The following is a 24,557-nucleotide window of genomic DNA, read 5'->3' on the forward strand; positions in this document are numbered from 1 at the left end:
CGAGGTGATGGACGGTGAACGCAGGAACGGCCGAGGCGGTCGAGATGCGGGCTGCGCTGGTGCGGCTGCGCCGGGGTACCGGGCTTCCGGTGGCATTCGGCGGGCTGACCGCGGGCGCGGGCCGGGCGGCCGGGCAGGCGGCGGGCCAGGTACGGATCGCCGAGCTCAGCGGCGCGGCGACCCACGCGCTGCACGGGCTCGGTATCGCGGCGGGCAGCGGCCTGGGCGGCAAGGCCCTCTCCCTCGCCAGGGCGTGCGCCGTCACCGACTACCAGGGCTCGCGGCACATCAGCCACGAGTACGACGCCGCGGTCGCGGCCGAGGGCCTGCACTCGGTGCTCGCGGTGCCCGTCGTCGTACGGCGCCGGGTGCGGGGTGTCCTGTACGGGGCGCTGCGCACGGCCCGGCCGCTCGGCGACCGGGCCCTCGACGCGGCGATGGCGGCGGCGCGGGACGTGGAGCAGGCCCTCGTGGTGCGCGACGAGGTGCAGTCGCTGCTGGCCCTGACGCGCACCCCGGCCACCGAGGACGCCGGGGCGTGGGAAGCGGTCCGCGAAGCACACGGGGCGCTGCGCGCACTCGCGCCGAAGCTGGTCGACCCGGGCCTGCGGGGCGAACTGCTCGCGGTGTGCGGCACGTTGGCCCTGGCCTCGGATCCGGTGCGGCCCGCGGAGGCACCGGTGACGCTCACGCCGCGCGAGGTGGACGTACTCGCGTGCGTGGCCTCGGGCGCGACGAACGCGGGGGCGGGCGAACGGCTCGGCCTGCGCCCGGAAACCGTAAAGGGCTATCTCCGCTCCGCCATGCGAAAGCTGGGAACGCACACGCGGGGAGAGGCGGTGGTGGCGGCTCGACGGGCGGGGATACTGCCGTAACCCTTCAAGCCCCTGCGGCGGGCGAGCAGATCATTTAGCCCCTGCGGCGATCGAGCAGGTCTTTCAATCCCCCGCGCGGCGATCGAGCCAATCAAGCCCCTGCGGCGATTGAGCAGCGGGGTCCGGGGCGGAGCCCCGTGACGTGGGAACGTGGAAGGAGGACGCGGACATGGTGTCCATGGACCGGTACTTGGCGTTCGCGGCGATGTCGCTGCTGGTGATCGTGATCCCGGGACCGAGCGTGCTGTTCGTGATCGGACGGGCACTCGCACACGGCCGACGCACCGCGGTGGCGACGGCACTCGGCAACGTCGCCGGCTCGTACCTGCTGGTGGTCGCGGTGGCACTCGGGATCGGCGCGCTCGTGGAGCGGTCGGCGGGACTGTTCCTGGCGGTGAAGCTGGCGGGCGCGGCGTACCTCGTATACCTGGGCGTGCAAGCCTTCCGGCACCGGCGCGACCTGAAGGCCTCGGACATCCGGGGCCCGGCGGGACCGCCGCGCGGCGATCTGCGCACGGTGGCCGACGGGGTACTCGTGGGGGTCACGAACCCGAAGGGCATCGTGTTCTTCGCCGCGGTGCTCCCGCAGTTCGTGAACCACGATGCGGGGCACATCACCACGCAGATGCTGCTGTTGGGCCTGATTCCGATCTCCATCGGCCTGGTCACGGACACGCTGTGGGGGCTCACGGCGTCGGCGGCCCGCACCTGGTTCGCGCGCTCGGACCGGCGGCTCTCGATGATCGGCGGGACGGGCGGCTTCGCGCTGATAGGCCTCGGTGTGACGGTGGCAGCGACGGGCCGCGCGGACTGAGCGACCTGGCCTACGCGCGCACGGTCCCGAAGTCCACGGTGACCGGCCCCGGCGCCTCCAGGACCACCACGGTGCGCTCCGCTTCGGCGACGAGTTCCTCCCGCTGCGCGCGCGTGAGCTTCCGGAAGGGTTCAAGGGTGAGCACACTGCCCGCGTCCCCATTCTCCTTCAGGGTCCAAAGCCCCGCCAGGAACCCATCCACGAGAAAGGTCAAATAGGCGGTGTTCACCTGCCAGTTGCGACCCCGATCGACCTCGTGGATCACTCGGGTACGGTCTGCGTGGGACAGCAGCAGATTGTCGAACTCGGCGAGCAGCCGAGGCGGAGCCGGGGTGTCCTCGTCGGGCCGAGGAGCATCGGGCAGGTCGAACAGCTCGACGCCGTGCTCGTCGCGGAAGGTCACGAGCCGGGGCCGCAGCCGCTCGAAGGCCTCCTTGGTGCGGGTGATGCCGGCCCACTGCTGGAAGTCCTTCACCGAGGCGGGACCGAAGGCGCCGAGGTAGCGCAGGATCGTGTCGTCGGGGGCGGGCGCCGGCTCGGTGGCCCTGCCGAACCAGTGCTCGGCGGTGGTCAGCCGCACCCCGCCGCTGCGCCGCCACAGACCGCGCGGTGTGACCTGGACGAGGGGCAGGCAGCCACGGGCGGCGATGGTGAGGGCCTGCGGGTCGGCGTCGGGCCAGTGCTTCAGGAGCAGCTCCCGGACCTCCTTCGGGGTACGCGGCTCCTCCTCGACGTACCGCCGGGTCAGGTCGGTGAGCCGGTCCAGGTCTACGCCGACGAGACCCTTGCGGAACATCCGCAACTCCCGGTCGCGGGCGGCCTGCACGAGGGGGCGCAGCGTCATGCAGTCGTCGGCGGTGTGCAGGTGGATGGTGGAGCGCATGGTGACGAGCCGGGCCACGCGGCGCCGCTCCAGGGCAGTGGAGAGCGCGGCGGGGGTGAAGTCGGCGAGGCGCGCGGCGAGCGCGAGATACGGCGGACGGACCTCCTGCGCCTGCAGGCCGAGCAGCCGGTCGACGGCGGCCTCGGCGCTCAACGGGCTCCGGTCGAGCAGGAGTTGGCGCTCCAGGGTGGCGCGCCCCAGGGCGCGGGCTGTCATCGGCTGCGTCGTCATACGAGGAAGTTAGCCGGGAACTAGGTCATGCGCTGTCCGCGATGCGCTGCACCGTGGTGTCACCTTCACTGGTTACGCTGCCGGGGACCCGGCAGCGTAACCATGGAGGGGAGGCGGCGATGTCACGACGGCAGGGCCGAACCGGCCGGAACGAACAAGGTGGGGCGCGCCGCTACTCCTGGCGCCGGTCGGCCGACCCGGCACCCCCGCCCTCCGAACCGCCGGCCACGCCCACGGCCGCCCCGGCGGCGCAGGACCAGGCCAGTGTGGTGAACGCGGAGCTGTACCGGGACGGGGTGCGGGTCGCGACGCCCGACACCCTCACGGACACCTATCGGCAGCTGCGCGAGAAGCCGCGCACGATGGCGTGGATCGGCCTGGCCCGCCCTTCCGACTCTGAACTCAAGTCGCTGGCGGCCGAGTTCGACCTGCACGAGCTCGCCGTCGAGGACGCGATGGAGGCACACCAGCGTCCCAAGCTGGAGCGCTACGGCGAGACCCTCTTCGTCGTGCTGCGCGCGGCCCGCTATCTGGACGCGCAGGAGGAGGTCGACTTCGGCGAGCTGCACGTGTTCGTGGGCCCCGACTTCGTCATCACGGTCCGACACGGCGCGGCCCCCGACCTCTCGGCGGTCCGCCACCGCATGGAGGCCAACCCCGACCTGCTGCGACTCGGCCCGGAGGCGGTCCTCTACGCCATCCTGGACGCGGTCGTCGACGGCTACGCGCCGGTGGTGTCCGGCGTCCAGAACGACATCGACGAGATCGAGACGGAGGTCTTCTCCGGCGCGCCCGCCGTCTCGCGCCGCATCTACGAACTCTCCCGGGAAATGGTCGAGTTCCAGCGCGCGACCCGCCCCCTGGTCGGCATGCTGCACGCCCTGATGGCGGGCTTCGCGAAATACGGCACGGACGAGGAACTCCAGCGCTACCTCCGCGACGTGGCCGACCATGTCACGCACACCAGCGAACGCGTCGACTCCTTCCGCCAGGCCCTCGCCGACATCCTCACGGTGAACGCGACGCTGGTCACGCAGCAGCAGAACGCGGAGATGCGGGCACTGGCGGAAGCCGGCTTCGAGCAGAACGAGGAGATCAAGAAGATCTCGTCGTGGGCCGCGATCCTCTTCGCCCCGACGCTGGTCGGCACCATCTACGGCATGAACTTCGACCACATGCCGGAGTTGCACTGGGTAGCGGGATACCCCTTCGCCATCATCCTGATGGCGGTTGTATGTACCAGTTTGTACGTCATCTTCAAGCGGCGGGACTGGCTGTGAGTAACCGGCCCGGCAAACGCCTTTCCCCACGGAACTGCAGAGGCGAGTGGGCGTAGCGCGCACTCACTCGGCCCCCCTGGGGAGAATCTGGGGAGAATGGAATGCGCCCCACTGCGGCCAATACTCCCCAGTCGAGTACGGCGGCCTTGTCGGGGCCTCCCAGGTAGACGTCCGCAGGCAGCGCCGATCGCCACTGACCGTAAGCGAACTGCTGGACCACAGAACGCGAAGAGGGGTGCAGCACATGCTGCACCCCTCTTCCCTCTGACTTCGAGGAATCGCTTCTTCTATGTGGCTGTGGCGACGTGGGCAGGCCGGTCGAGCAGAGCGTCGATCGCACCGCGTCCCTTCCCGCCGGCCTCCGGCATGAAGTGGGCGTAGAAGTCAAGAGTGATGGTCGGGCTCGAGTGGCCCAGCCAGCGGGCCAGAGTGACCACCGATTCGCCCGCCTCAAGGATGATCGAGGCGTAGGTGTGCCGCAGGACATGGAACCCGTCCCTGCGGGATGCCTTCCAGCGTTCGTCCTTCTTCCGACGGGGGATGACGCCGGCCGCTGCCAGGGCGGGCTTCCACACGTCGACGTTGAAGATGTTCGCCCGGAGGGCATTGCCGTACGTCGTGGTCAGGATGAGCGGGAACTTCATCCTCTCGCGTTCGGCCTCCGGACCGCCCCAGGGCAGCTCGACCTCGACGGCCGGAAACTCCAAGAAGTACGCGGCCAGCGCCGAGGCGACCGCTTGAGGCATGTCGACGACGCGCGTCTTACCGCCCTTCGGCAGTGTGAAGTACAAGCGCCCGTGGAGAAGCTGCACCTGCCGACGTACGCGCAGCACCCCTCGCGAGAAGTCAACGTCCTCTGGTGACAGCCCGAACACTTCGCCCTGCCGCAGTCCACAACCCAACGCGACGACGGCGGCAATGCGGTAGCGCGGGCTGAGCGCGTCACAGACCCGGATCGCGGTCTCCAGCGGCCATGCTTCACGTTGATCCTCCGGCGCCTTCGGCCAGCGCACCGACTTGGCTCGCATCGGGTTGCGCAGCAGACGCTTGTCGTCGATGGCGGTCTCGAAGATGTTCGAGAGAGACGTGAGGATCTGCCGTGCATAGCGGGGCGCACACTCGCTCTCCAACGCGGCGATGTAGCCCCGAAGTACCGACGGCGTGATGTCGCGCAGGGAAACCTGGCCAAGACGGGGCTGGATGTGAAGTCGGACCCGCTCGTCGATGCGCTTCACCGTGCCAGGCGCACCCCGAACTCCCGCCTGCCAGTACCGGATCACGTAGTCATCGAGCGTGATGGAACCATCACGGGGATCGACGAACTCACCGCGCTCGCTGTCGGTGCCCGACTGTCGCAGCCACGCCTTGGCGTCCTCAAGCGTGTCGAACGACTTGTCCCGGACGCCGGGGATGCCGGCGACTCGGTAGCGGGAGCCTTTGCCATGGTCGTGTCCCTTGTCGTGGCGTTGGGGATCAACTGGCGGGCGTGTTTGGGGTGTTGGGTAGCGCCGGGGCGCTTTCGGAGAGTTCGCGGTAGATCTCGCCCATGCTGCCTTCGGGGAGGTATCGGCGGGGAAAGGCGATCCACTCGTCGTGCATCTCGAAGAGCACGGCAGTGACCAGCCGGATGAGCGCATCGTCATTGGGAAAGACCTGGACGACGTCGATCCTGCGCTTGATCTCCCGGTTCACCCGTTCCAACGGGTTTGTCGACTGGATCTTCTTCCAGTGCCGCGGTGGGAAGTCCGCGAATGCGGTCAGGTCCTCTTTCGCCTCAAGCAACATGGCTTTGACCTTGGGGAACTGGGTGCCGAGCATGTCGGCGACGGTGTCCAGCTGAGTCCGCACGAGGCCGGCGGTGGGCTGGGTAAAGATCGTGCGGACCGTCGCGGCGACCATTTCACCGGAATCCCGGTCGATCACACTGAAGGCATTCCGCAGAAAATGAACCCTGCACCGCTGCCAGGCGGCGCCGAGCATCACCTTGCGGACCGCGGCGACCAGCCCGGCGTGCTGGTCGGTGATGACCAGACGGACCCCGGACAGGCCGCGCTCTCGCAGCGAGCGCAGGAACCCCTTCCAGAACGCCTCGCTCTCACTGTCCCCGACCATCAGTCCCAGGACCTCGCGGCCTCCGTCCTCGGTGATGCCGGTGGCGACCACGACGGCCCGCGAGACGATCTGATGGTTCACTCGCGCCTTGCAGTAGGTCGCGTCCAAGTAGACGTAGGGGAAGCGGACATGATCCAGCCGGCGGGTGCGAAATGCGGTCAGCGGCTCGTCCAGCATCGTGCAGATCCGTGAGACTTCAGACTTGGAGATCCCGCTGTCCCCGCCGAGCGCTTTGACCGCGTCATCGACCCTGCGGGTGGAGACGCCGTGCACGTATGCCTCCATGATGACCGCGTAGAGGGCCTGGTCGATGCGGCGCCGTCGCTCCAGCAGGCTGGGGAAGAAGCCGCCGGTGCGGACCTTGGGAATCTCCAGGTCCAGGTCTCCGGCCAGTGTGGTCAGCACCTTCTCGCGATGCCCGTTGCGGACAGTGGTCCGCGTCGGCGTGTGCTCGTTCCACTCCGCACCGATGCGGACACTTGCCTCGGCCTCGATCAGTTCCTGCACCATGCGCTCGGCGATGGCGCGGACGAGCTCGATTCCGTCGGTCGAGCGTAGTGACTCAAGGAGCCGTATCAGTTCAGACTGGGACAGGGCCATCGTGCACTCCTCGTGGTTGAACTGGGCGTTCACCAAGGAGAGTTACGCGGTGGCCCACCCCCTGTTGAGGGAGCGGGCCGCACTCGTGGAAGTGCGCCCCGGGCAGACGCCCGCGCACTCCCAGCCGCTGATCCCGTACACCACGACAAGGGACACCATCCGGTGGACGGTGGCCGGGTTCAGCCCGAGGAGGTAGGCGATGCGGGCCGGTCCCCAGCGGCGCAGGACGCGGACCTTGACGATCCGGCGCTCGGTGCGGGTCGCCGTGCGGCGCGGGCTGTGGTGCGGGCGTGAGGAGCGGTCCGACATGCCCGCCTCGCCGAGTGCGCGGTAGCGGGTGGCCCACCGCTGGGCCGTGGTCGGCGAGACCTGGAAGCGCTCGGCGGCCCGGCGCAGGGGCCACCCGTCCTCGACAACGCAGCGGGCCAGACGCAGTCGTCCGGTCTCGGTCAGGGGTGCATTACGGTGGGACACGAGGGCCTTTCGGTCGGTGTAGACGTCGCAATCCACACCGAACCCGGAAGGCCCTCACTCGTTCAAGATCCCCAACCGAGACCTACATCACCGTCCACAACCTCCCAAGGCAGAACAGCTAGGTCGTTCCTGGAGATCGCGGAGTCAAGGTCCTGCAGTCTGTACAGAACGGCGCATGGGCTGGATGCACTCGCGCGTCAGCCGAGGGGCGATCGGCGGTGCGCCGCGCGAGACTCGTGCTACGGATGCGTACTGGCCGAACTCCGGCAGCGGCTCCCACAGAAGTCCAAAGACCTGTCGGGCCGATAGGAGACTCAGCCGGTTGGACAGCAAGCCGATCAGATCAGCGGCACTACCAAGCCTCAATACAACCCACGGCGCGCCATACCCAGGCAGGCGGCAGAGTGTCCGACCTACACTCCAGAAAGCCTGACACTCCATCAGAACGAGCGTCAAATGAGCGACAAGATATCGTCCGCAACACCCAAACCGCACATAATACACGCAGGCAAAACCGCAGGTCAGGCATCCTTCCTCACCGGTTCCAGAATCGCCACGCACTCCACATGATGCGTCACGGAAACATGTGAAACGAAAACACGGGGCAAGCGTCACAGGTCAGCACGCTGCGGCGAATTTTCCCGGCAAAACGCCCATGTGCGGTAGGTGCGCTGCGGACGTTCCCGTGCTCGATTCTGACGCACGCCTCCAGGACCCACTCCGCGCTGCTCCAGGCCGGCCCACAGTGGGTCTTGGCGTCGTCGATCCCCTACAGCCGGCGCATCCGCGACGGTCCGAGACCGAGGTGGCGGCCGACGAACGCCCGTACGTGTCCGAAGACCATTTCGGCATCGTCGTCGTGGAGCAGTTCGTGCCGGCCGCCTTGCACCGGCAGGTACGAGCTGCCCGGTGCGGTCAGGAGTCCGGCGAGCCGAGGGCTGGCGCGGGGATCGGTCGAGGTGTCGGCGGTGCCGTGCGCGATGAGACACGGCGCCTGCCACCGTGAGGCGCCCGACCAGACGGCTGCCGCGACGTCGAGAGAGCTGGTGGCCACGAGCAACGGCAATCGTACGTGGGCCATCAGCGCGTCCTGTTGCGCCTGCCGCACCACATCCGGGCGGCGCGTCAGCTCGGCTGAGGGAGCGGCCGGGAGGGGGGCGGGCGCCGCGGGCAGGAGACGGGTGGCGAGGCCGAGGAGCGCCCGTGCCGGCGTGGGGAGATGGGGTGGGAGAGCGGGTGCGAGGAGGACGGTTCCAGACACCCCCGTCTCGTCGGCGGTGATGCTGCCCGCGGTGACGAGCCCGCCCAGAGAGTGGCCGATCGCCAGCAGGGGAAGGGAACGGGCGAGCATGTCGCGCCGGACGGTGACGTGGTCCTCGACCGCACGGCGTACGTCGACGACACCGCGTCGCCCGGGCGAGCGGCCGTGTCCGAGCAGGTCCATGGCCCACACCTCGATCCCGCTTTCCAGCAGGCGGGGCACGAGCCGGGAGTACTGGTCCACGAAGCGCTCGGAGTATTCCGCGAAACCGTGCTGCAGCTGGACCATCGCCAGCGCCGGTATACGGGGCGTCCAGACGTGTACCACGGCTCCGGACGGTAGAACGCGGGTGCTGTGGAGGACGTCGGCGGGGTCGCGCGGGAGGGGCCGGTCGTGGGTCATGGTGCTCCGCTCAGGGGGTAGGTCCCGTGTCCCTGCCGGGTGTGGGCCGGGCAGGCGTGGTCGGGGTCCGGGTCGGTCAGCGGACGGTGCGGATGGGAACGACAAGGAGGGCCCCGAGCGCGCAGACGGCCATGGCAGCGAGGAATGCGGGCGAGTAGCCCATGCCGAGGCCGACCAGGGCCGAACTGGCGAGGGGGGCCAGGGCCTGGCCGCCGGTGTTGGCGACGTTGAGGATGCCGAGGTCCTTGGCCCGTGACGTCTGGTCGGGCAGGACGTCTGCCATGAGTGCGGCGTCCACGGCGTAGTAGCAGCCGAAGGCCAGGCCGCCGACGCAGGAGAAGGCCGTCATCCCGGCCGAGGTGGCCCACGCCAGAGGGATCGCGATGGCAGCCAGCGATACGAGGGACGCGCCGATGACGAAGGGTTTGCGGCGACCGGTACGGTCCGAGAGGGGGCCCGAGAGCGCCGAACCCACGATCGCAGTGGCAAGGAAGAAGACCGAGTTGATGCCGAGCGCGGCCGCCGCGCGGGTCTTGGACAGGCCGACGTGGTCGGTGAGAATGTACAGCTGATAGCTGTTGATCATGAAGTAGCCCAGGACCAGCAGGAGCCTCCCCCACAGCGCCCAGTGGAAGTCCGGACCGCCCTTGGGGAACTTGACCGAGGCCAGCAGGACGCGGACGGTCAGCCGTGGGGCGGGACCAGAGGCGGTGCTGGGCAGGTCGGGTGCCACGCAGACGGCCAGGATGGCCAGCGCGGTGGAGGCGAGGCCGGTGACGGCCAGGCCACGCCCGGGGGTTTCGAGGAACGCCGCGCCGAGCACTGCTCCCAGGGCGTTTCCGATGAGGACACCGATGCCGACCAGAGCGGAGACGGTGGCGCGCCGTTCCGGGGGAACACGGTCGGGCACCACGGCGGTCAGAGTCGCGGTCATGGCGTTGAGACCGACCACGGTCAGACACCACCAGCCCAGCAGTGCCCAGAAGTTGGTGCCGGCGGCGAGCAGCGTCATGAACACGGCGGTGGACAGGCCGCCGCCGATGATCCAGGGGGTCCTGGAACCCAGCCGGGAGCGGGTGCGGTCGGACAGGGCGCCGATGACGACGTTGGACATGAGCCCGACGACGGCGGCGGTCGCGGTGAGCACGGCCAGCAGCGTCACTTTGTGGTCGGGCGCGATGTCCTCGATGCGGGCGGGCAGCAGGACGGCGGTTCCGGTGGCGAACGGCATCGACCAGGCGACAGTGCCAAGGAGCAGTCCGATGCCCACCCTCACCATGCCGGTCCGCGATCTCACCGTCTCCCGCACGTCTGGGCGCGTGTGTTCGAGGGGCGCGGCGCTCACTGCGTGTTCCGGCGGGTGTGCAGGTCGGCGAAGGGCACGGTGCACAGTTCGATGACGGTCTCGGTAAAGGCGATGGCCTGCCGGCGCATCGCTTCTACGTCGATGAAGTCCATGACGGGTTCGGCGTTGAGGAGGTAGCCGGGGCCGGTGATGAAGTTCGCCGAGGGCAGGCCGGCGGTGTGCCAGAAGGCGCTGCCGTCGCCGGGCCAGGTCGTGCCGTCCGGGGAGCGGCCGGTGGTGTCGGGGACGAAGGGCCGCAGTACGCGTGACTCGGTCACCGCGGCACGGTCCAGGCCGCGGCGTACGGCGTCGATGACGGCCTGGTGCGGGCTGGCGAAGGTGCACCCGAACTCGTGCTGGCGCGCCGGAACGCCCTCCTGCTGGTCGTGCGGCCAGGGACGGGCGCCGAGGTGTTCCAGGCACAGCGCGGCGGCGATCTGCGGCACCAGGTCGTCCTGGTGCCGTTCCAGGAAGGCTTCCAGGCCCCAGGCGGTGTGGGTGGTGAAGTGGCCGGTGGTCAGCAGGACGAGCACGCTGCGCGGCAGCTCTGCTTGGGGGACGCGGGCCAGGTACTGGGCCATGGCGAGGATGGCTTCCGGGCCGTTGTCCTCCAGGCCGTTCGTGCCGTCGGTGTGCGAGTGCAGGACGACCAGTTCGTCAGATGCTCCGGGAATCAGGCCCAGCACGTTGGCGGTCTCGACGTCCTCGACACGGGCTTCGAGGACGAGCGTGGCCTCCCGGCCTTCCGCGGCGGCCGCGCGCAGCAGGGCTCCCTGCTCGCGGCTGACGAACACGGCCGGCAGGCCGCGGTGCACGCCGTCGTAGAGGAGATAGCCCTCCCTCAGGGCCTCAGCGGGCAGGTCGACGACGAGGATCAGGCCGCTCGCGCCGACGCGGGCGAACCGGTCGAGGTGTTCGCGCATGGAGTCCTGGCTCAGCCACACCCGCTCGTAGGGGGTGGCCGGGTCGTAGTCGGCGTCGTGCCGGACTTCCTGGGGGTCGCCCCAGTCGAGTTCGTCGAAGACCTGGGCCTGGAGCGCGGGCAGGGCGATGTCGACCACGCCGATCCGCCCGGTGACCGGTTCCGCGGACAGCGGGGCGATCACGCCATCGGCGCAGGTGCGGCCCGAGTAGGCGACCGGGGAGACCAGCGGAACCTCGACGGGCCGTGCCTCACCGCCGGGCTCGCCGTCGAGGGTGAGCTGCCACCGCTGGGGGGTCCACCGCCGCAGCGGCAGCGTCTCCTGGCGCACTTCGCCCACTCCGACCTGGGCGAGGCGCTGCACCAGCGACGCGATGTAGGCGTGGTGGCTGTCCGATCCGGTGGCCCGCAGGCCGCGGGCGTCCAGGTCGCGCTGCCAGGCGTCCAGGACCTTGAGGCCGAGGAATTCGGTGTCCCTGATGGTCGCTCCGGGAGTCGCGGTGGCCGGGCCCGCCGGCCACTGAAGGTCCTCGCGTGTGGTCGTCATGTCGCTGCCCTCATCGGCCTCTAGGTGCGGTACGGCTTCGACCCTCCCTTAATCCGGGCACAACAGAAATTGATCCACGACCAAACTGTGCGACGCTCACGTTGTGACATCTCCAAACGGCGAACCGCTGACCATCGACGGCGTCGCCGCGGCGCAGTGGATCGGCGGACGGCGCAGGCAGCTCGTCGAGCGCGTCCTGGCGCGCCTCGCCGCGTCCTCGCCCGACGCGGATCTTCCCTGGATCGTCGGCTACAACATCGACCTCTTCGTGCGCGCCCTACAGAGCCCCGAGGACCGCCCGGTCACCGAGGACGACGCCGCGGACCTGGTGGCGTCCGCTGCCCGGCGCGCCAGCGAGGGCCAGCCGGTGGAGAACCTGATGCGCGACTACCAGCTCGGCTTCAACGCCGTCTGGGAAGCGGTCCTGGACGAGGTCGGGGACGCGGACGCCGCCGGGCTGCTCCGGCTCACCGCGCGCACGCACACCCACCTGCTCGCCGTCACCACCCTGGTCCTGCGCGGCTACCACCACGAGGCGGCACGCCTGAGCGCCGGCGAGCGCGACGCCCGCTACGGCGTGTACGCCGCACTCCTGGCGGGCGAGGATCCGGCTGCCGCCGCGCACCGGGCCGGGTTGTCCCTGGCCGAGCGCTACCTCGTGCTGTCAATGCACCTGTCCGGCCCGGCCGTCGAGGGCGGTCCGCCGTTGGTCGCCCATCACCGTCGCGCGAACACCATTCAGCGCGTCCTCGCGGAGCACAGCGAGGGCGATGTCCTCGCCGTCGTCGGCGACCCCACCGCCGTCGCGCTCCTGCCGGTGCCCGCCGCCGTGCCGTCCGCCACGGACCGCGCCTACCGCGGCCTGCTGAGTCTCATCGACGTCCTCGACGGGACGGTGCACGTGGGGGCCGCCGCCGTCGCGGTGGCCGACATTCCGGCGGCCGCCGCGCAATGCGCCGACGTCGCGGAGATCGCTGTGGCCGTGCGCCGCCCCGCAGGCGTCTACCACTTGGCGGAGGTGCTGGTCGAGTACCAGCTCACCCGCCCCGGACCGGCCTTCGAGCTTCTCCTGGAGCGTCTCGCGCCGCTCGACGACCACCAGGACTGGGAGGAGACCTTGCGGACCTACCTGCGGCACGGGTGCGACCGGCGGCGCACCGCGGCGGAGCTGCATGTGCATCCCAACAGCGTCGACTACCGCCTCTCGCGCCTGGCCAGTACCTGTGGCTTCGACGCCACCGATCCGGCTCAGCGGGCCGTGGCACACGCCGCTCTGTGCGTCCGCGACGTGGCCGCACACCGGGCCGCCCAGGTGTCAGGCTCCTAAACGCCTCACGCGGGGCGGCGGATGCCCAGCGTGCGCTCGAAGACGACGGCGACGGTGTCGACCAGGCGCCTTTCGTCGGCGCGGGTCATCGGGGTGGTGGAGAACTCGTATCCCGTACGCCACAGCATCGCGAAGAGAACGTGCGCGAGGTCCTGGGGGCGCGGCGGTGGCGGGGCGAAGTGCCCGGCGCGCTGGCCGCGTTCGACGGAGGCCACGATCCCGGCCAGCAGGTCGTCCGTGATGCCGGTCCAGAAGCCGTTCAGGGCCGGATCGCTCTCGGCGTGCAGCGACATCGCCCGCAGGACGGGCCCCTGGGTGCGCCATCGGTGCAGGTAACCGGCGATCGCCTTGCGCAGGTCCGGAACGCTGCCGTCGGCCCCGGTGTGGAAGCCGGCGACGGTGGTGCGGATCTCCTCGGTGATGCGCTCGGCGAGCGCGAGCATCACGGCGTCCTTGGAGTCGAAGTAGAAGTAGAACTGCGAGCGGGAGATCCCCGCGCCCCGGGTGAGGTCCTCCACGCTGATCGCCGCCAGCGCCTTCTCGGTCAGCAGGGTGTAGGCGGTGTCCAGGAGGGCGGCTTCCTTGAGGTCGCCCTTGCTGGGGCCGCGCCTGCGGCCGGTGCGTCCGGCGGGGCCGCTCGGCGTGGGGGTCATCGGCGTCCGTCTCTTCGTCCGGGAAGGTGTGCCGGTTCGAACCGACATGGCGTCGTGATTCTAGCCGGGCAGATGCCCTTGCACGGGGTGCCGCGATGGACCCCCTCAGCCTGTCCGATCTGTCGGGTGAACCTCGTCCTTACCTGAGTCGGGCCGACATCTCGTTGAAAAATTCCCGACACACTGTTGAGAAGTAACCGGCGGTAAGTCTACGGTTTCGGCCATCGCTCCACTCCTGCCTGCCCGCGATGGGAGAGCCGCCCATGCCGTTCAAGAGCCATGCCCGAAAAGGGAATCAGGGCCGCACCAGAGCAACGCCGAGTCGCCACACGGATGTTGTGGCACAGCGCCGTGCGAACCGCCGCACCGCGGGAGCGGTCTTCGCGGCGGTTGCCGTGTCGGCCTCCTGCCTGACGGGACTGGCGGCACCCGCGGCGCATGCGGACGATGCGTCCCGCCAGCCGGTGATGAGCACGTCGCTGGGTACCGCGGCGGGCAGCCTCGCCAACACCACCGACGACAGCACGACGTCGTCCTGGACGAGTGACCGGGCGCCCACCACCAAGGACTGGATCAAGGTCGACCGGGGCGCCGCACTGCCCCTGCCGACGGTGGCGTTGTCGATGACGAGCCTGTTCCACGGTTCGGCACGCATCTCCAGCGGCATCGTGGAGGTGTCGAAGGACAACGCGACCTGGACCAGGGTCGGTTCGTTCGCCGACAGCAACGAGGTGCGCCTGACCCAGTCGGCCGGCACCGTGGCCCGCTGGGTGAGGGTGCGGCCGGCCGTGAATCAGACCCACCCACTCGTCGTGCGGGACTTCCTGGGCGTCGTCCGCCAGCCCGGTCAACCCGCGTCAGGGCCGGGCGGATCCGACTACACCCACGATTTCCGCGTCACGAGCGGCGGCAGCGGGTCGAACGGCTGGTACGTGTTCGAGCCGACCAGCCCCGCCCCTGCTTCCGCGCCGGTCACGGTCATCACCCACGGCTACGGCGACTACTCCGGCTACAAGATGCACGAGGCGCTGATCAAGCACACGGTCCGCAAGGGCAGCATCGTCATCTACCCCCGCTGGCAGACCTCCCTGGTCACCCCGTGCGCCGGCCCACTGGACGCCACCCCGTGCCGCAACGCGGCGCTGGCCGGGATCCGTGGCGCGCTCGACTACCTGAAGGCCGATCCCTCCCGGGTGCAGCCCGAGCTCGACAAGGCCACCTACTTCGGGCACTCCTTCGGCGGGATCATCACCGCCAACCTCATCAACCGCTGGCAGTCCCTGGGCCTGCCCAAGCCGCGGGCCGTGTTCCTGGACGAGCCCACCGACGCCGGCGGCGGCGCCGAGCCCACCCTGGACGCCTCGCTCACCGGGATCCCGGCGACCACCAAGTTCGTGTGCTTCCTCGGCCAGGACGGCGTCATCAGCGAATCCGGCAAGGCCGGCGCCAGCTGCAACACGATCTTCCCGCTGCTGACCCAGATCCCCGCCCAGAACAAGAACCTCGTCCTGGCCTACACCGACCACCACGGCAGCCCCGGCCTCTCCAGCGCCCACGGTGTGAGCCAGGGCGGGCCCAACGCCGCCGTCGACGCCCTGGACCACAACCTCATCTGGCGCCAGTGGGACGCCCTGCGCCACGCCGCCCTCGACGGCACGGACACCGACATCGCCCTGGGCGACACCCCCGAACACCGCTTCCTGGGCTACTGGAGCGACGGGACACCGATCCGCGAACCGAAAATCCAGAACACCGCGCCCATCGCACCGTAGAACAGCCGCCTCGGCCTCAACTCCCGGGCCCCATCTGCCTGCCACGCCCTCTCCCCCGCCGCGAAGGGACTCCGCCATGCCCACCCCCGTTACGCCCGAGAACGCTCCGGGCCGCCCGACCGGTCTGAACCGGCGCACCCTGCTGGGCGCCGCCGCCTCGGCCGGCGCCGCGCTCGCCCTCACCACCCCCGCCGCCTCCGCCACCACACGCACGCGTTCTTCCGCCTGGCCGCAGCAGCCGCTGCACGGGGCGGCGACCCGCCAGGTGGCACCGGCCCAGTTCATGCCGCTGAGCCAAATGCACGCCTGGCAGGAGGCCATCGACGCCATCGGCCTGCGCGCCACCGGCACCCGTTCCCACCACGCCTACATCGACGACCTTGCCGCCCGCATGGAACGCGTCGGGATCCGCAACGTCACCACCGACCCGGTCCCCCTCAACCGCTGGCAGCCCTCCGCCTGGCAACTCGACGTGGTCGGCGGCCAGAACGCCGGACCGGTGAACGTCTCCTGGTACGTGCCCTACTCCGGCGACACCGGCCCCCAGGGCATCACCGCACCACTGTCGCTGAAGGCCACCAAGGGCGCGATCGGCCTGGTCACCGTCAAGCCGCCGTCGCTGCCCTACGGACTCATCGACCTCATCAACTGGGACGCGCCCCTCCAGCCCAAACACCCTGCCGGTTACAACCCGTTCGCCACCTACGACCGCACCTGGTTCGCCGGCAGCGGCCTCGTCAAGGAACTCGACCAGCACAAGAAGGCCGGCGCCGCCGGCGTCATCGTCATCCTCGACCTGCCCAAGGAAGCCGCCGAAGGCCAGTACCTGCCCTACGACGGCATCATCCGCGACCTGCCCTCCCTCATCGTCGACCGCGACACCGGCGCCACCCTCACCAAGGCCGCCAAGGACGGCGCCACCGTTCGACTGCGCCTGGAAGCAGACGTCCAGGAGATCACCACGCCCAACCTGTACGGGATCATCCCCGGCGCCTCCGACGAACTCGTCATGATCCAGTCCCACACCGACGGCACCAACGGCCTGGAGGAGAACGGCACCGAAGCCATCCTCGCCATGGCCCAGTACCTCGCCCGCATCCCCCGCAGCGAGCTGCCCCGCTCGATCCTGATCGTCATGAGCACCGGCCACATGTCCGGCCACGCCATGGGCACCGAAGCATTCCTGCGCAAACACACCGACGACCTCGTCGCCCGCACCGCCGCCGCCATGAGCCTCGAACACCTCGGCGCCCGCCCCTGGCTCCCCGACAAGAACGGCACCTACCACCTGGGCCCCGGCTACGAGACCGGCCTGTGCTTCGCGTCCCCGCACAAGGAAATGATCAAAGTCGCGCGGGCCGCCCAGGAACGCTCGCAGGTCGACGGCAACCGCGTCCTGCGCCCCTTCATGCCCGACACCATCAGCGGCGAATCCCCCAACGGCTTCTGGTGGCCCGGCGACGGCGAGGGACTGTGGCGCGTCTCCGCCCTGCCCTCCATGCAGTACATCAGCGGCCCCGCCTACCTGCTCAGCTCGGGCAAGCCCGTCATGGACTTCATCGACACCGCAGCCATCCGCCGCCAGGCCATCGCCTTCACCGACGCCGCACTCGAACTCACCCGCATCCCCCGCGCCCAACTCAACAAGCGCCGCTGGGACGACCCCGGTTCCCTGCCCCACCTGCCCATCTGAGAACCGCACCCCTCACGGAACCAGCAGCATGTCGTGCCGCCTGGTGAACTGGTGGTGAAGGCAGCGGCAGCCGTCCTCACCACCAGCACCTCGTGCAGCAGACCCAGACGCATCGGCTGAGCGAGCGTCTCGACAGGGCGAGGGTCGCATGGCGCACTGACAGCGGGCTCAGGTGCTCGCCCGGTTCGTAGACGCTGCCGACACACGGACCGCGGGGGGCCACCCTGGATCGGCAACGGGCTGTGGTTAACCTCCTCGCCGAGGTGAAAGTTCAGTAGGGCGAGAAGGCGAAGCGGCGGAATTCGCTGTCAAACGCCTCGATTGGACGACGAAGGGCACCTGCCTGCGGGGGCGGCGTCCCCACCGTTCCGCCAGTCGTCATCGAAGAGAGGCGTTTGACAGCGAACCTAGTCGCGAAGGGCCCTCGCCACGTTTCAGAGCGGTCATCGCTTCCGGCGGTGGCGAAGGAAGACGGCAGCGAGGTCTGGCAGTTCCCTGGTGACGGCGACGATGTCGGTCCGATCAGCGCGGCTCAGGGCGACAAGACAGACGACTGTGGCGCAGATGAGGCCGAGTAGGAGTGCGAGCGGAAGGAATAGCCACACTTCGATAGGCACGATTGGTCTCCACGGTTGGTGGGCCGCAGGGTGTCCCCTGCGGATGACGGGCAGGTCGGGGAAGAAATCACCGTGCCCGTGCGGCCGCCCAGCCTTGGGTGGAATCGGTCGTGGCGCGAGCTGCCGCGCGACGTTCTTCGGCCCGGACGGCGAGACGACGGGTCTTGCGACGGACTCGTTCACCGAACGCAGTCGGGTCAGAGGCGCCGACGTGGGCAGCAGCCTCGGTCCAAGTTGCGCCGTCACCGGCAGCCAAGGCGACTACGACCAGACGTTCCTCCGACGTCAGGTGGTGCACGATTCGTAGGAGGCGGTCATCGTGGATGGCCATGCCGAGGCAGGTGTCGGACAGGTTGGCCCGGTCGGCGACGAGGTCATAGAGGCACAGGCCGTCGCCGAGCGGTGCGTCCAGGAGTAGCAGTCGGGAACGCCGGACCCGGCGGCGCCACAAAGGGACGAGTTGGCGGTGGATCGTGTGCGCCTCGGCGCGCAGCTGGCCAAGGGCCTCTGGTGGCAGACATCCGCGCTCGTCCAGTGGCCTGGTCCAGTCACCCATCAGGGCGGTGGAGACCGCCTCGCACCAGCGTGTACTCCGGTTCACCCCCAGAACGCGGGCAGCGAAGTTCTCTACCTTGTCCTGTCGATTCTGGAGCGCGTCGGCGCGTGCCTCCAGCGCCGCCATCAGATCGGGTACGGGCCCTTCGGTGTCCTTGACCCAGTCCGTGTTGTAGCGGGCGTCCTCGCCGACACGCAGCCGCACTGTGACGCCTGGGAGGGCGATAGGTGACTCGGGTTCCAGGGCGGCCATGACAGCGTCCACCGCGGGCTCCCGGATGATGTCTCGCTGATGGCGCTGTACGAGACCGCCGTCGTCAGTCTCGTACAGGAAGGCCCCCACAGGGAGGCCCGTCTCCTTGTGGATTCCGCCTGAGGTCGCGCGGACGCGAACTTCGTGGCTTTGGACGTACCACATCGGAGAGATCGGTGGGAGTACCGGCTTGTTGAGGACAGATGCGGACGACGTAGCGGTGGTGGAGAGATCGAGATCAGGCACGGCGGGCTCCTGGGGTCGGTTCAGCAGCTTCACCTCTTCGGTCCCGGCAGATGCCCTGAGCGGCAATGAATCTTGGACGGATTCTGCAGACGGTCGTTGGTCCATCACACGGTAGTTGCGGGCCGAGAGAGTCGCCTGCGATTCAGGATGTGCTCTCGCTCTCCGCGCCGCCGGGCGGAACCGCCGCCTGATTAGGCGGCGCACGCCGTTCCCCCTGCACGACTGGGTTCTGTGTCAACCACATTGATTGGTTGGCGAAGGACAACTGCGGCTTCCCGCAGTCCACTTGAAGCGTCCGACGGCTACCGAGTCGTAATGCCTGGTTACAGCGTTCCGGTGGACGACCGTGACGCGAGCAGAGCGCGTCGGTCGACGATCATGCTGCGCCAGCGTTGGCGTACTGTCTGCTGCTCGTCGAGCCACCGTGCGCTGGAGGGTTCGTCGAGGGGGAGGTCGGCCATGAAGTGGGCGATATCGACGTAATAGGCGTAGTAGCCCTCACGGGTCAACTCACGGAGTCGGCTGATTCTGGAAGCGACGCCCGCCTGGTCGTCTCGGATGGCGTGGTGGAAGGCGCGTGCCAACGCGAGCTTGGCCTGGACGAAGAGCAGCCCCGAAGTGCTGATCTCTGCGCTCAGCACTTGGGCCCTGTCTTCAACTCCCGTGTCCGTTCCGGCGTCGCGCAGGAATGCCGCGATCCGTACGTCCAGTGTCGCGGCGCGCAGGTCGACCTGGGCCAGGAGGTGTTCGCCGAGGTCGATCTCATCATCGATGGTGGGTTCGGTCGTGAACGCGAGGGTGAAGGCCCGCATCGCCTGAGACATGGCTGCCTCACCGCTCTTGCCATGCGCCTCGCCCTCCGCGCGGGCGGCCCCGAAAGCCTCTGCAGCCGAGGCCATGTCGCCCTGCACCCATCGCACGTCGCCCACGATGCGATGGTGCCGACCTGCCCAGCCCAAGTGTTCAGCGGCCTCAAGAGTGGCTGGGAAGTCACCAGCAAGCCGGGAGAGATGGGCGAGCCCGCGGCGGGCGTTCGCTGCGAGACGTCCACCACCTGCGACGACCAGTTGCATCCCCTGGCGGGATCCCTCTGTGTGCCCGAGGTCGCGCTGTGCCTTGGCTCGGTAGTAGATGGCCACCTCGTGCAGTTCCGCAGGCAGCAACCCAGTGTCAGCGACTGCGACCAGGCGCTGCACGGTGCGGGCGCGGTTCTCGTGCTGTCGGCGGGCGAGCGCACTGAGCAACTCCACCAGCACGTCGGCGGCTGTGGCCGTGCCGCCCTCCTCTTCGGGGCTGGCGGCCAGGTCGAGGGGTTCCCATACGGAGTCGCCGATGTACGTCCAGGCAGCCTCGATGAGCCAGCCGAGGTCGAGGCGGTAGTCGCGGGCAATGGCCAGTCCTTGGCGCAAGCAGCCCACGAGGAGCAGGCGATCGCGGTCCGAGCCGCTACTCCACTGCTCTCCGAGGGCTGCGAAGGCCCGGACGGCGGCCTGCTGCCAGTCGGCGGGAGACCAGCGGTCGTCGGTCTGGTCGTCGGCGCCCCGGATCGTCGCGCGGATGAGGGCGTGCAGGTGGAAGGGCCACAGTCCGAAAGGCGTCTCTCGTACGAAGGGACGCTCGACGAGCCGAAGGGCTGGCGCTTCTTGAGGCAGACCAGCGGCCCGGGTCGCCAGAGCCACGTCGAAGGAAGAGAAGAGGCTGGCGGAGCGCAGGACATGGCGCTCGGGGGCGGTGAGGTCGGAGAGAGTGCGGGCGATCAGCGCGGGGAAGTCATGGTCGAAGTCGGTCGGCTGTGGAGTGTGCCCGTTGCGTCGGAGCTCCAGGAACCTCATCACGGAAAGGTCCAGGTACAACGGCAAGCCGTGCGAGCGCTGCCCGATCACCCTACGGATGGCATCGCCGATGAGGGGGCGGCCATTCGCGGAGAGGCGGCGGGCAAGGTAGTCGTCGCAGTCCCTCAAGGAGAAGTCACCGATCAGCATCTGCCGTTCACGGCTACGGGCAGAGGGCTCGGTGCGCGCCTGGGGAATATCGTGGGCAACGAGGCCGGGCCAGGCGGCGGGGCCGGTGAAATCGAGCTGCCCCTGAAGGGCTTCGTCGGCCCACTGCAGGCGGGAGCGGCCGGTGATGACGAAGAAGGCATTGGGCATCAGCCACACGAGGCGCTGCAGGAGGCGTTCGAAGTCCCGATGGGTGCGGTCCCCGATCTCCTCGAAACCATCAAGCAAGATCACCGGCGTGACCTTCTTCGCGGCGGGTATCCGGGCAAGCTCCCAAGCGAGCAGATGCGGGTAGTAGGACAGGGAGTCCAGATCCGGTTCACCCTCCAGGAGATCGGCTAGGCGCACGCAGCCGGCGAGCGCCCGCACGGTCTGCCGACGCTCGCGCAGCGCTCCCACGAGCGCCCCGGTCACCTGCCCGATCGCAGAGCCCACCGTGCCCGGCAGCAGCAGGGCCTGGGCGACGTCAGCGAGCGCGGACTGCATCTGCTGTGGCAGCGCCTTGCCGAACCGGGCGGCCAGGCCGCCTCGATTGAGGAAGTCCTCCAGCGGATCCCCCGGGTGCTGCTGCTCCCAGTAGCGACGTAACGCCAAGTCGAAGGCGGGCAGAGGCCGACCGATCGCGGCCAGCGTGAGGCGCACGCTGAGCACGACCTTCTCGAAGTCGGGATTCGCGGAGCGCGCGAGATCGATCCGTATGGGCAGGAGCCGCGCTCCACCCCAAACGGGGGCACCCCATTGAGCGGGGCGCTGCCCCGGGTCTGCGAGGGACGCCTCGAACTTGCGCGACAGCGTGGACTTTCCGATGCCACCGATCCCGTGGAAGACCACCACGTTGTCGCGAGCGGCTTCCATGTCCTCCGGAGCGAAGGCAGGGCTGTTGACGTGCCGCAGGTGCTCGGCCAGCGCAGCCACCACGAACCCCCACTGCGCCTGCCGGTTCGTGAACGCCTCCGCAGTCCCGAGCGTGCGGTCGTTCGTACTGAACAGCGCCCGCAGATCCCGACCTGCCACACCGGCCCCCAATGGAGATCCCCCAATCGCCAACTTGCGCACACCCCAACCCTGTTGGGGAAGCATCCCCGAAGGTGGCCACGCGCGACACATCACTGTCCCTAACGCACCACACTGCCCAACCACAGCACGTCACGGGCCCGAGTCATCGCCACGAAGAGCTGACTCCGTAGCAGCTCCTCGCGCTCCCGGGCCGTTTCGGCCGCGCCGGCAATGCTGGAGGCGTCGGCTGACGCCCCGTTCGGCAGGGCTGCATCGTGCTGGGGCAGGTACACGTGCTTGAACTCCAGGCCCTTGGCCCTGCGGTAGCTGCCGAGCTTGACCGCTTCGACGGGGCGACCGTCGTAGTGCTCCAGCAGGCATACCGGGAGGTTCGCCTGGGTGAGCAGTCGCTGGTAATGGCCGATGGACCGCATGGAGGGGCACAGCACCGCAACGTCGGCTCGCGCGGCATCGGGCAGAGCACGCAGGGCCTCCAGGAGCGCCTGGTCGTGGGCGCCCGCCGTCGGCCTCGTGACGCGGACCACCTGCCCGTCGTGGTAGGTGAGGTCGACCTCGCGGCGGCCCGGCGTGCGCAGGCCGTCTATGTCTTCGAAGGCGTCGTCGGCCACGACCGTGAGCGCCGCGTCCAGGATCTGTTTGCTGTTGCGGTAGTTGGTGCGCAGCACCTGTCCGCGATCGCCGCGAATGTCGATGCCCGCGTCTGCAAGACGGAACCCGCCCGGATAGACGGCTTGCTGGCCGTCACCGACCAAAAGCAGCCCGTTGGGGGCATCACCGACCAGGGCGTGCAACAGGCGTACCCCGATGAGAGTGAGGTCCTGGACCTCATCAACGACGACGGCCGCATAGGACGGTTGACCCGTGTGACGGACCGCTTCTGCCAGAGCGAGGGAGAGTACGTCGTTGAAGTCGTGCACGCCGCGCTCGGTGCGCAGCGACTCGTACGCCTCGTACAGCGCCCACACGGCTTGGCGGTGCGGGCGACGCAGGCTCGCCCGGCGCCGGCGCCGAGGCACGGTCGCGTACTCCTCGAAGGTGGTGATGCCGCGGCCCTTGATGACGTGGTCGATCTCCTCGCGCCAGTAGACCGGCGCCGGGTCGATCTCGGCCAGGCAACTGTCGCGCCCGACGTGCTTCCAGGCAAGGCTGAAGGCCGTCTCGGCCTTGTCTCCGTGCAGCCGCACCGGGACGTCTCGCGCCTGCAGGAATTCCTGTGCCCAGGAGTGCAAGCTGCGGAACTCCACGCGATCCGCGACCGCCGGGGACATGGTCCTGAGGAAGGTTCCCTGTACTCGGGGCAGGTTGTTGGCGAACGTGACGTACAGGATCCGGCCGCCGGTACGCCTGGCGAGGTGGGCCGCGCGGTGCAGACCGACCACGGTTTTTCCCGTGCCCGCCGGGCCGCTGATGCGCGCCGGACCTGACCAGTCGCGGCGCACCAGCGCAACCTGGTCGGGGTGGAGGAAGGTCATCCACTGCTCGATCGGGGCCCGCAACGCCTCCTCCAGGGCCGCGTCCCGTAGACCTTCCAGGTCGAACAGTCCGTCGGGCACGGCCTGTTGTGGTTGCTCCGGCGCCGGAGCAACCCCCTGCACCACCGCCGATCCCTCGTAATCGGGGAAGACTCGTTCCAAGTGGTCGGCAATTGCGCGGACCGACTCCGTGCGCAGCCGTCGGCTCTCCGACAGCAATGCGGGCCCGACTTCGTGCTCTCCGAGGAGCCGGATCCGGCCGAGGCCAGCGTCAACTCGTTGCCCTGCAAACACCATGAGCGGCTGGACCGCTACCGGGGACAAGCCGAGCGATGCGACCGCTCCCTCGGCGGCTTTCGTGACCGCGAGCAGCTTCCCTGCGTGCTCGTCACGCGGCTCGCCTCCAGTACGGAGCTTGCCGTCCGAGACCTCTGGGGCAGAGCGCCAGTTCTTGACGTCGATGACGAAGACACCGCCGGGCCCCACCAGCAACATGTCCACATTGGCGGCGCGGGTCCCTGGCCATCGGCGGTCCACGAGCAGTCGCCACCCGCGCTCCGTGAGCACCAACAGCTGCGCGGCAACCCGGCGTTCGCCCTCGCTCCCCGCTTCCCACTGACGCGCCTGCCGACGAGCGGCTTGCCACTGCTCACGCAGCAACCGCTCCTGCCGTCGTGCCTCCTGCGCTCGTCGCGACGCCGACCCGCCTGCCGCCATACCCAGCCCCCTCGTACGCGGAGTAGCGATCATAGGACGGTCCGCGACCGTAGCGGCAGGGTGCACAACGGCAATAGGAGCGGCTCGCCCCCGGCTACGCAGCCGAGCCAGAACAGAGGCCCGGCGCGCTCCAGGTCCTTCGCTGAGCCCAGCCGTACCTCCAGCGATCCCGTGCCGTGGTGTCCGATGCCGGTCACGTCGCGCGTGAATCCAAGCGAGGTCGACCTAGCTTGGATTCACCGACAGGTACAACACGACCTCGCGCTGCTGCGTGCTGCCGACGCAGGCGAAGTCCCGCAGTCGGTGGTACTCCTGGTATTGCTTGCGGTCGACAGGTGTGACCTCGTCGTCGAGGGACGTCAGGATCTCGGCGACCGAAGCCCTCAAAGCAGCTACGGCACCGCTCGAGACGAGCTCCCGCCGCCTGCGCAGAGGCTGCGGCCCCGAGAAAGGGCCGGTGACCATCTGCCGCCGCCCCACCGACAGGAG

At 69.2% G+C, this 24,557-nt stretch carries 17 protein-coding genes and 1 pseudogene; 6 read left to right on the forward strand and 12 right to left on the reverse strand.

The genetic code is table 11. The features are described from left to right. The first annotated feature begins 44 nt into the window (after nucleotides 1–44). A complete protein-coding gene (locus ACWD2L_RS15835) occupies nucleotides 45–875 on the forward strand; it encodes a response regulator transcription factor (RefSeq protein ID WP_351334034.1) in 831 nt (276 codons plus the stop codon). 169 nt (nucleotides 876–1,044) lie between these two features. Beyond that, entirely contained in the window at nucleotides 1,045–1,689 is a 645-nt protein-coding gene (locus ACWD2L_RS15840) for a LysE family translocator (protein ID WP_351334032.1), read from the forward strand. A gap of 10 nt (nucleotides 1,690–1,699) precedes the next feature. On the opposite strand, the gene ACWD2L_RS15845 is transcribed toward ACWD2L_RS15840, so the two are convergent. Beyond that, a complete protein-coding gene (locus ACWD2L_RS15845) occupies nucleotides 1,700–2,803 on the reverse strand; it encodes a winged helix DNA-binding domain-containing protein (RefSeq protein WP_351333956.1) in 1,104 nt (367 codons plus the stop codon). 119 nt (nucleotides 2,804–2,922) lie between these two features. On the opposite strand from ACWD2L_RS15845, the gene ACWD2L_RS15850 reads away from it, so the two are divergent. Then, nucleotides 2,923–4,083 carry a magnesium and cobalt transport protein CorA gene (locus ACWD2L_RS15850; RefSeq protein WP_351333954.1) on the forward strand — a complete coding sequence of 387 codons (1,161 nt, stop codon included), beginning with the start codon at nucleotides 2,923–2,925 and terminating at the stop codon, nucleotides 4,081–4,083. A 287-nt stretch (nucleotides 4,084–4,370) separates the two neighbouring features. Here the strand turns inward: ACWD2L_RS15850 and ACWD2L_RS15855 are convergent, their stop codons facing one another. The 6 genes and pseudogenes from ACWD2L_RS15855 to ACWD2L_RS15880 form a co-directional block, all read right to left on the reverse strand. After that, the gene (locus tag ACWD2L_RS15855) at nucleotides 4,371–5,318 is read right to left on the reverse strand and encodes a tyrosine-type recombinase/integrase (RefSeq protein WP_351333951.1); all 948 of its coding nucleotides are present in this window, start codon (nucleotides 5,316–5,318) and stop codon (nucleotides 4,371–4,373) included. Nucleotides 5,319–5,556: 238 nt separating this feature from the next. Further along, nucleotides 5,557–6,795: an IS256 family transposase gene (locus tag ACWD2L_RS15860; protein WP_351333948.1), complete on the reverse strand. Its 1,239-nt coding sequence runs from the start codon at nucleotides 6,793–6,795 to the stop codon at nucleotides 5,557–5,559. A 150-nt stretch (nucleotides 6,796–6,945) separates the two neighbouring features. Beyond that, a pseudogene (locus ACWD2L_RS15865) lies at nucleotides 6,946–7,269 on the reverse strand (leucine zipper domain-containing protein); the annotation flags it as partial. A 769-nt stretch (nucleotides 7,270–8,038) separates the two neighbouring features. After that, nucleotides 8,039–8,857, reverse strand: coding sequence for an alpha/beta fold hydrolase (locus ACWD2L_RS15870; RefSeq protein WP_451189858.1), 819 nt, complete (start codon nucleotides 8,855–8,857; stop codon nucleotides 8,039–8,041). Nucleotides 8,858–9,008: 151 nt separating this feature from the next. Beyond that, nucleotides 9,009–10,229, reverse strand: coding sequence for an MFS transporter (locus tag ACWD2L_RS15875; protein ID WP_351333943.1), 1,221 nt, complete (start codon nucleotides 10,227–10,229; stop codon nucleotides 9,009–9,011). 44 nt (nucleotides 10,230–10,273) lie between these two features. Then, a complete protein-coding gene (locus tag ACWD2L_RS15880) occupies nucleotides 10,274–11,746 on the reverse strand; it encodes a hypothetical protein (protein WP_351333941.1) in 1,473 nt (490 codons plus the stop codon). 103 nt (nucleotides 11,747–11,849) lie between these two features. On the opposite strand from ACWD2L_RS15880, the gene ACWD2L_RS15885 reads away from it, so the two are divergent. Continuing rightward, nucleotides 11,850–13,073, forward strand: a complete 1,224-nt coding sequence (locus ACWD2L_RS15885) for a PucR family transcriptional regulator (RefSeq protein WP_351333938.1) — start codon at nucleotides 11,850–11,852, stop codon at nucleotides 13,071–13,073. A gap of 5 nt (nucleotides 13,074–13,078) precedes the next feature. Here ACWD2L_RS15885 and ACWD2L_RS15890 read toward each other — a convergent pair whose 3' ends face one another. Then, nucleotides 13,079–13,726 carry a TetR/AcrR family transcriptional regulator gene (locus ACWD2L_RS15890; protein WP_351333936.1) on the reverse strand — a complete coding sequence of 216 codons (648 nt, stop codon included), beginning with the start codon at nucleotides 13,724–13,726 and terminating at the stop codon, nucleotides 13,079–13,081. Between the two features lie 338 nt (nucleotides 13,727–14,064). Here ACWD2L_RS15890 and ACWD2L_RS15895 point away from each other — a divergent pair, with 338 nt between their 5' ends. Next, nucleotides 14,065–15,498, forward strand: a complete 1,434-nt coding sequence (locus ACWD2L_RS15895; protein ID WP_351333933.1) for a discoidin domain-containing protein — start codon at nucleotides 14,065–14,067, stop codon at nucleotides 15,496–15,498. A 76-nt stretch (nucleotides 15,499–15,574) separates the two neighbouring features. Then, nucleotides 15,575–17,191, forward strand: a complete 1,617-nt coding sequence (locus ACWD2L_RS15900; protein WP_351333930.1) for a zinc-binding metallopeptidase family protein — start codon at nucleotides 15,575–15,577, stop codon at nucleotides 17,189–17,191. Nucleotides 17,192–17,875: 684 nt separating this feature from the next. Here the strand turns inward: ACWD2L_RS15900 and ACWD2L_RS15905 are convergent. From ACWD2L_RS15905 to ACWD2L_RS15920, 4 genes are all read right to left on the reverse strand, one after another. Further along, on the reverse strand, nucleotides 17,876–18,895 hold the full coding sequence (locus ACWD2L_RS15905; RefSeq protein WP_351333928.1) for a hypothetical protein: 1,020 nt from the start codon (nucleotides 18,893–18,895) through the stop codon (nucleotides 17,876–17,878). Between the two features lie 290 nt (nucleotides 18,896–19,185). Then, nucleotides 19,186–21,918 (reverse strand): ATP/GTP-binding protein, encoded by a 2,733-nt coding sequence (locus ACWD2L_RS15910; RefSeq protein ID WP_351333925.1) that lies wholly within the window; start codon nucleotides 21,916–21,918, stop codon nucleotides 19,186–19,188. A gap of 59 nt (nucleotides 21,919–21,977) precedes the next feature. Then, nucleotides 21,978–24,011, reverse strand: a complete 2,034-nt coding sequence (locus tag ACWD2L_RS15915; protein WP_451189865.1) for a UvrD-helicase domain-containing protein — start codon at nucleotides 24,009–24,011, stop codon at nucleotides 21,978–21,980. Nucleotides 24,012–24,293: 282 nt separating this feature from the next. Continuing rightward, nucleotides 24,294–24,455 carry a hypothetical protein gene (locus ACWD2L_RS15920; protein ID WP_351333919.1) on the reverse strand — a complete coding sequence of 54 codons (162 nt, stop codon included), beginning with the start codon at nucleotides 24,453–24,455 and terminating at the stop codon, nucleotides 24,294–24,296. Nucleotides 24,456–24,557 lie beyond the last annotated feature (102 nt).

The organism is Streptomyces sp. NPDC002754 (genome assembly GCF_053592315.1).

Excerpts from the sequence above, each read along its gene's own strand:
- ACWD2L_RS15835 (WP_351334034.1), top strand. The coding sequence starts at position 45 with ATGCGGGCTGCGCTGGTGCGGCTGCGCCGGGGTACCGGGCTTCCGGTG.
- ACWD2L_RS15840 (WP_351334032.1), top strand. The coding sequence starts at position 1,045 with ATGGTGTCCATGGACCGGTACTTGGCGTTCGCGGCGATGTCGCTGCTG.
- ACWD2L_RS15845 (WP_351333956.1), bottom strand. The coding sequence starts at position 2,803 with ATGACGACGCAGCCGATGACAGCCCGCGCCCTGGGGCGCGCCACCCTG.
- ACWD2L_RS15850 (WP_351333954.1), top strand. The coding sequence starts at position 2,923 with ATGTCACGACGGCAGGGCCGAACCGGCCGGAACGAACAAGGTGGGGCG.
- ACWD2L_RS15860 (WP_351333948.1), bottom strand. The coding sequence starts at position 6,795 with ATGGCCCTGTCCCAGTCTGAACTGATACGGCTCCTTGAGTCACTACGC.
- ACWD2L_RS15880 (WP_351333941.1), bottom strand. The coding sequence starts at position 11,746 with ATGACGACCACACGCGAGGACCTTCAGTGGCCGGCGGGCCCGGCCACC.
- ACWD2L_RS15890 (WP_351333936.1), bottom strand. The coding sequence starts at position 13,726 with ATGACCCCCACGCCGAGCGGCCCCGCCGGACGCACCGGCCGCAGGCGC.
- ACWD2L_RS15900 (WP_351333930.1), top strand. The coding sequence starts at position 15,575 with ATGCCCACCCCCGTTACGCCCGAGAACGCTCCGGGCCGCCCGACCGGT.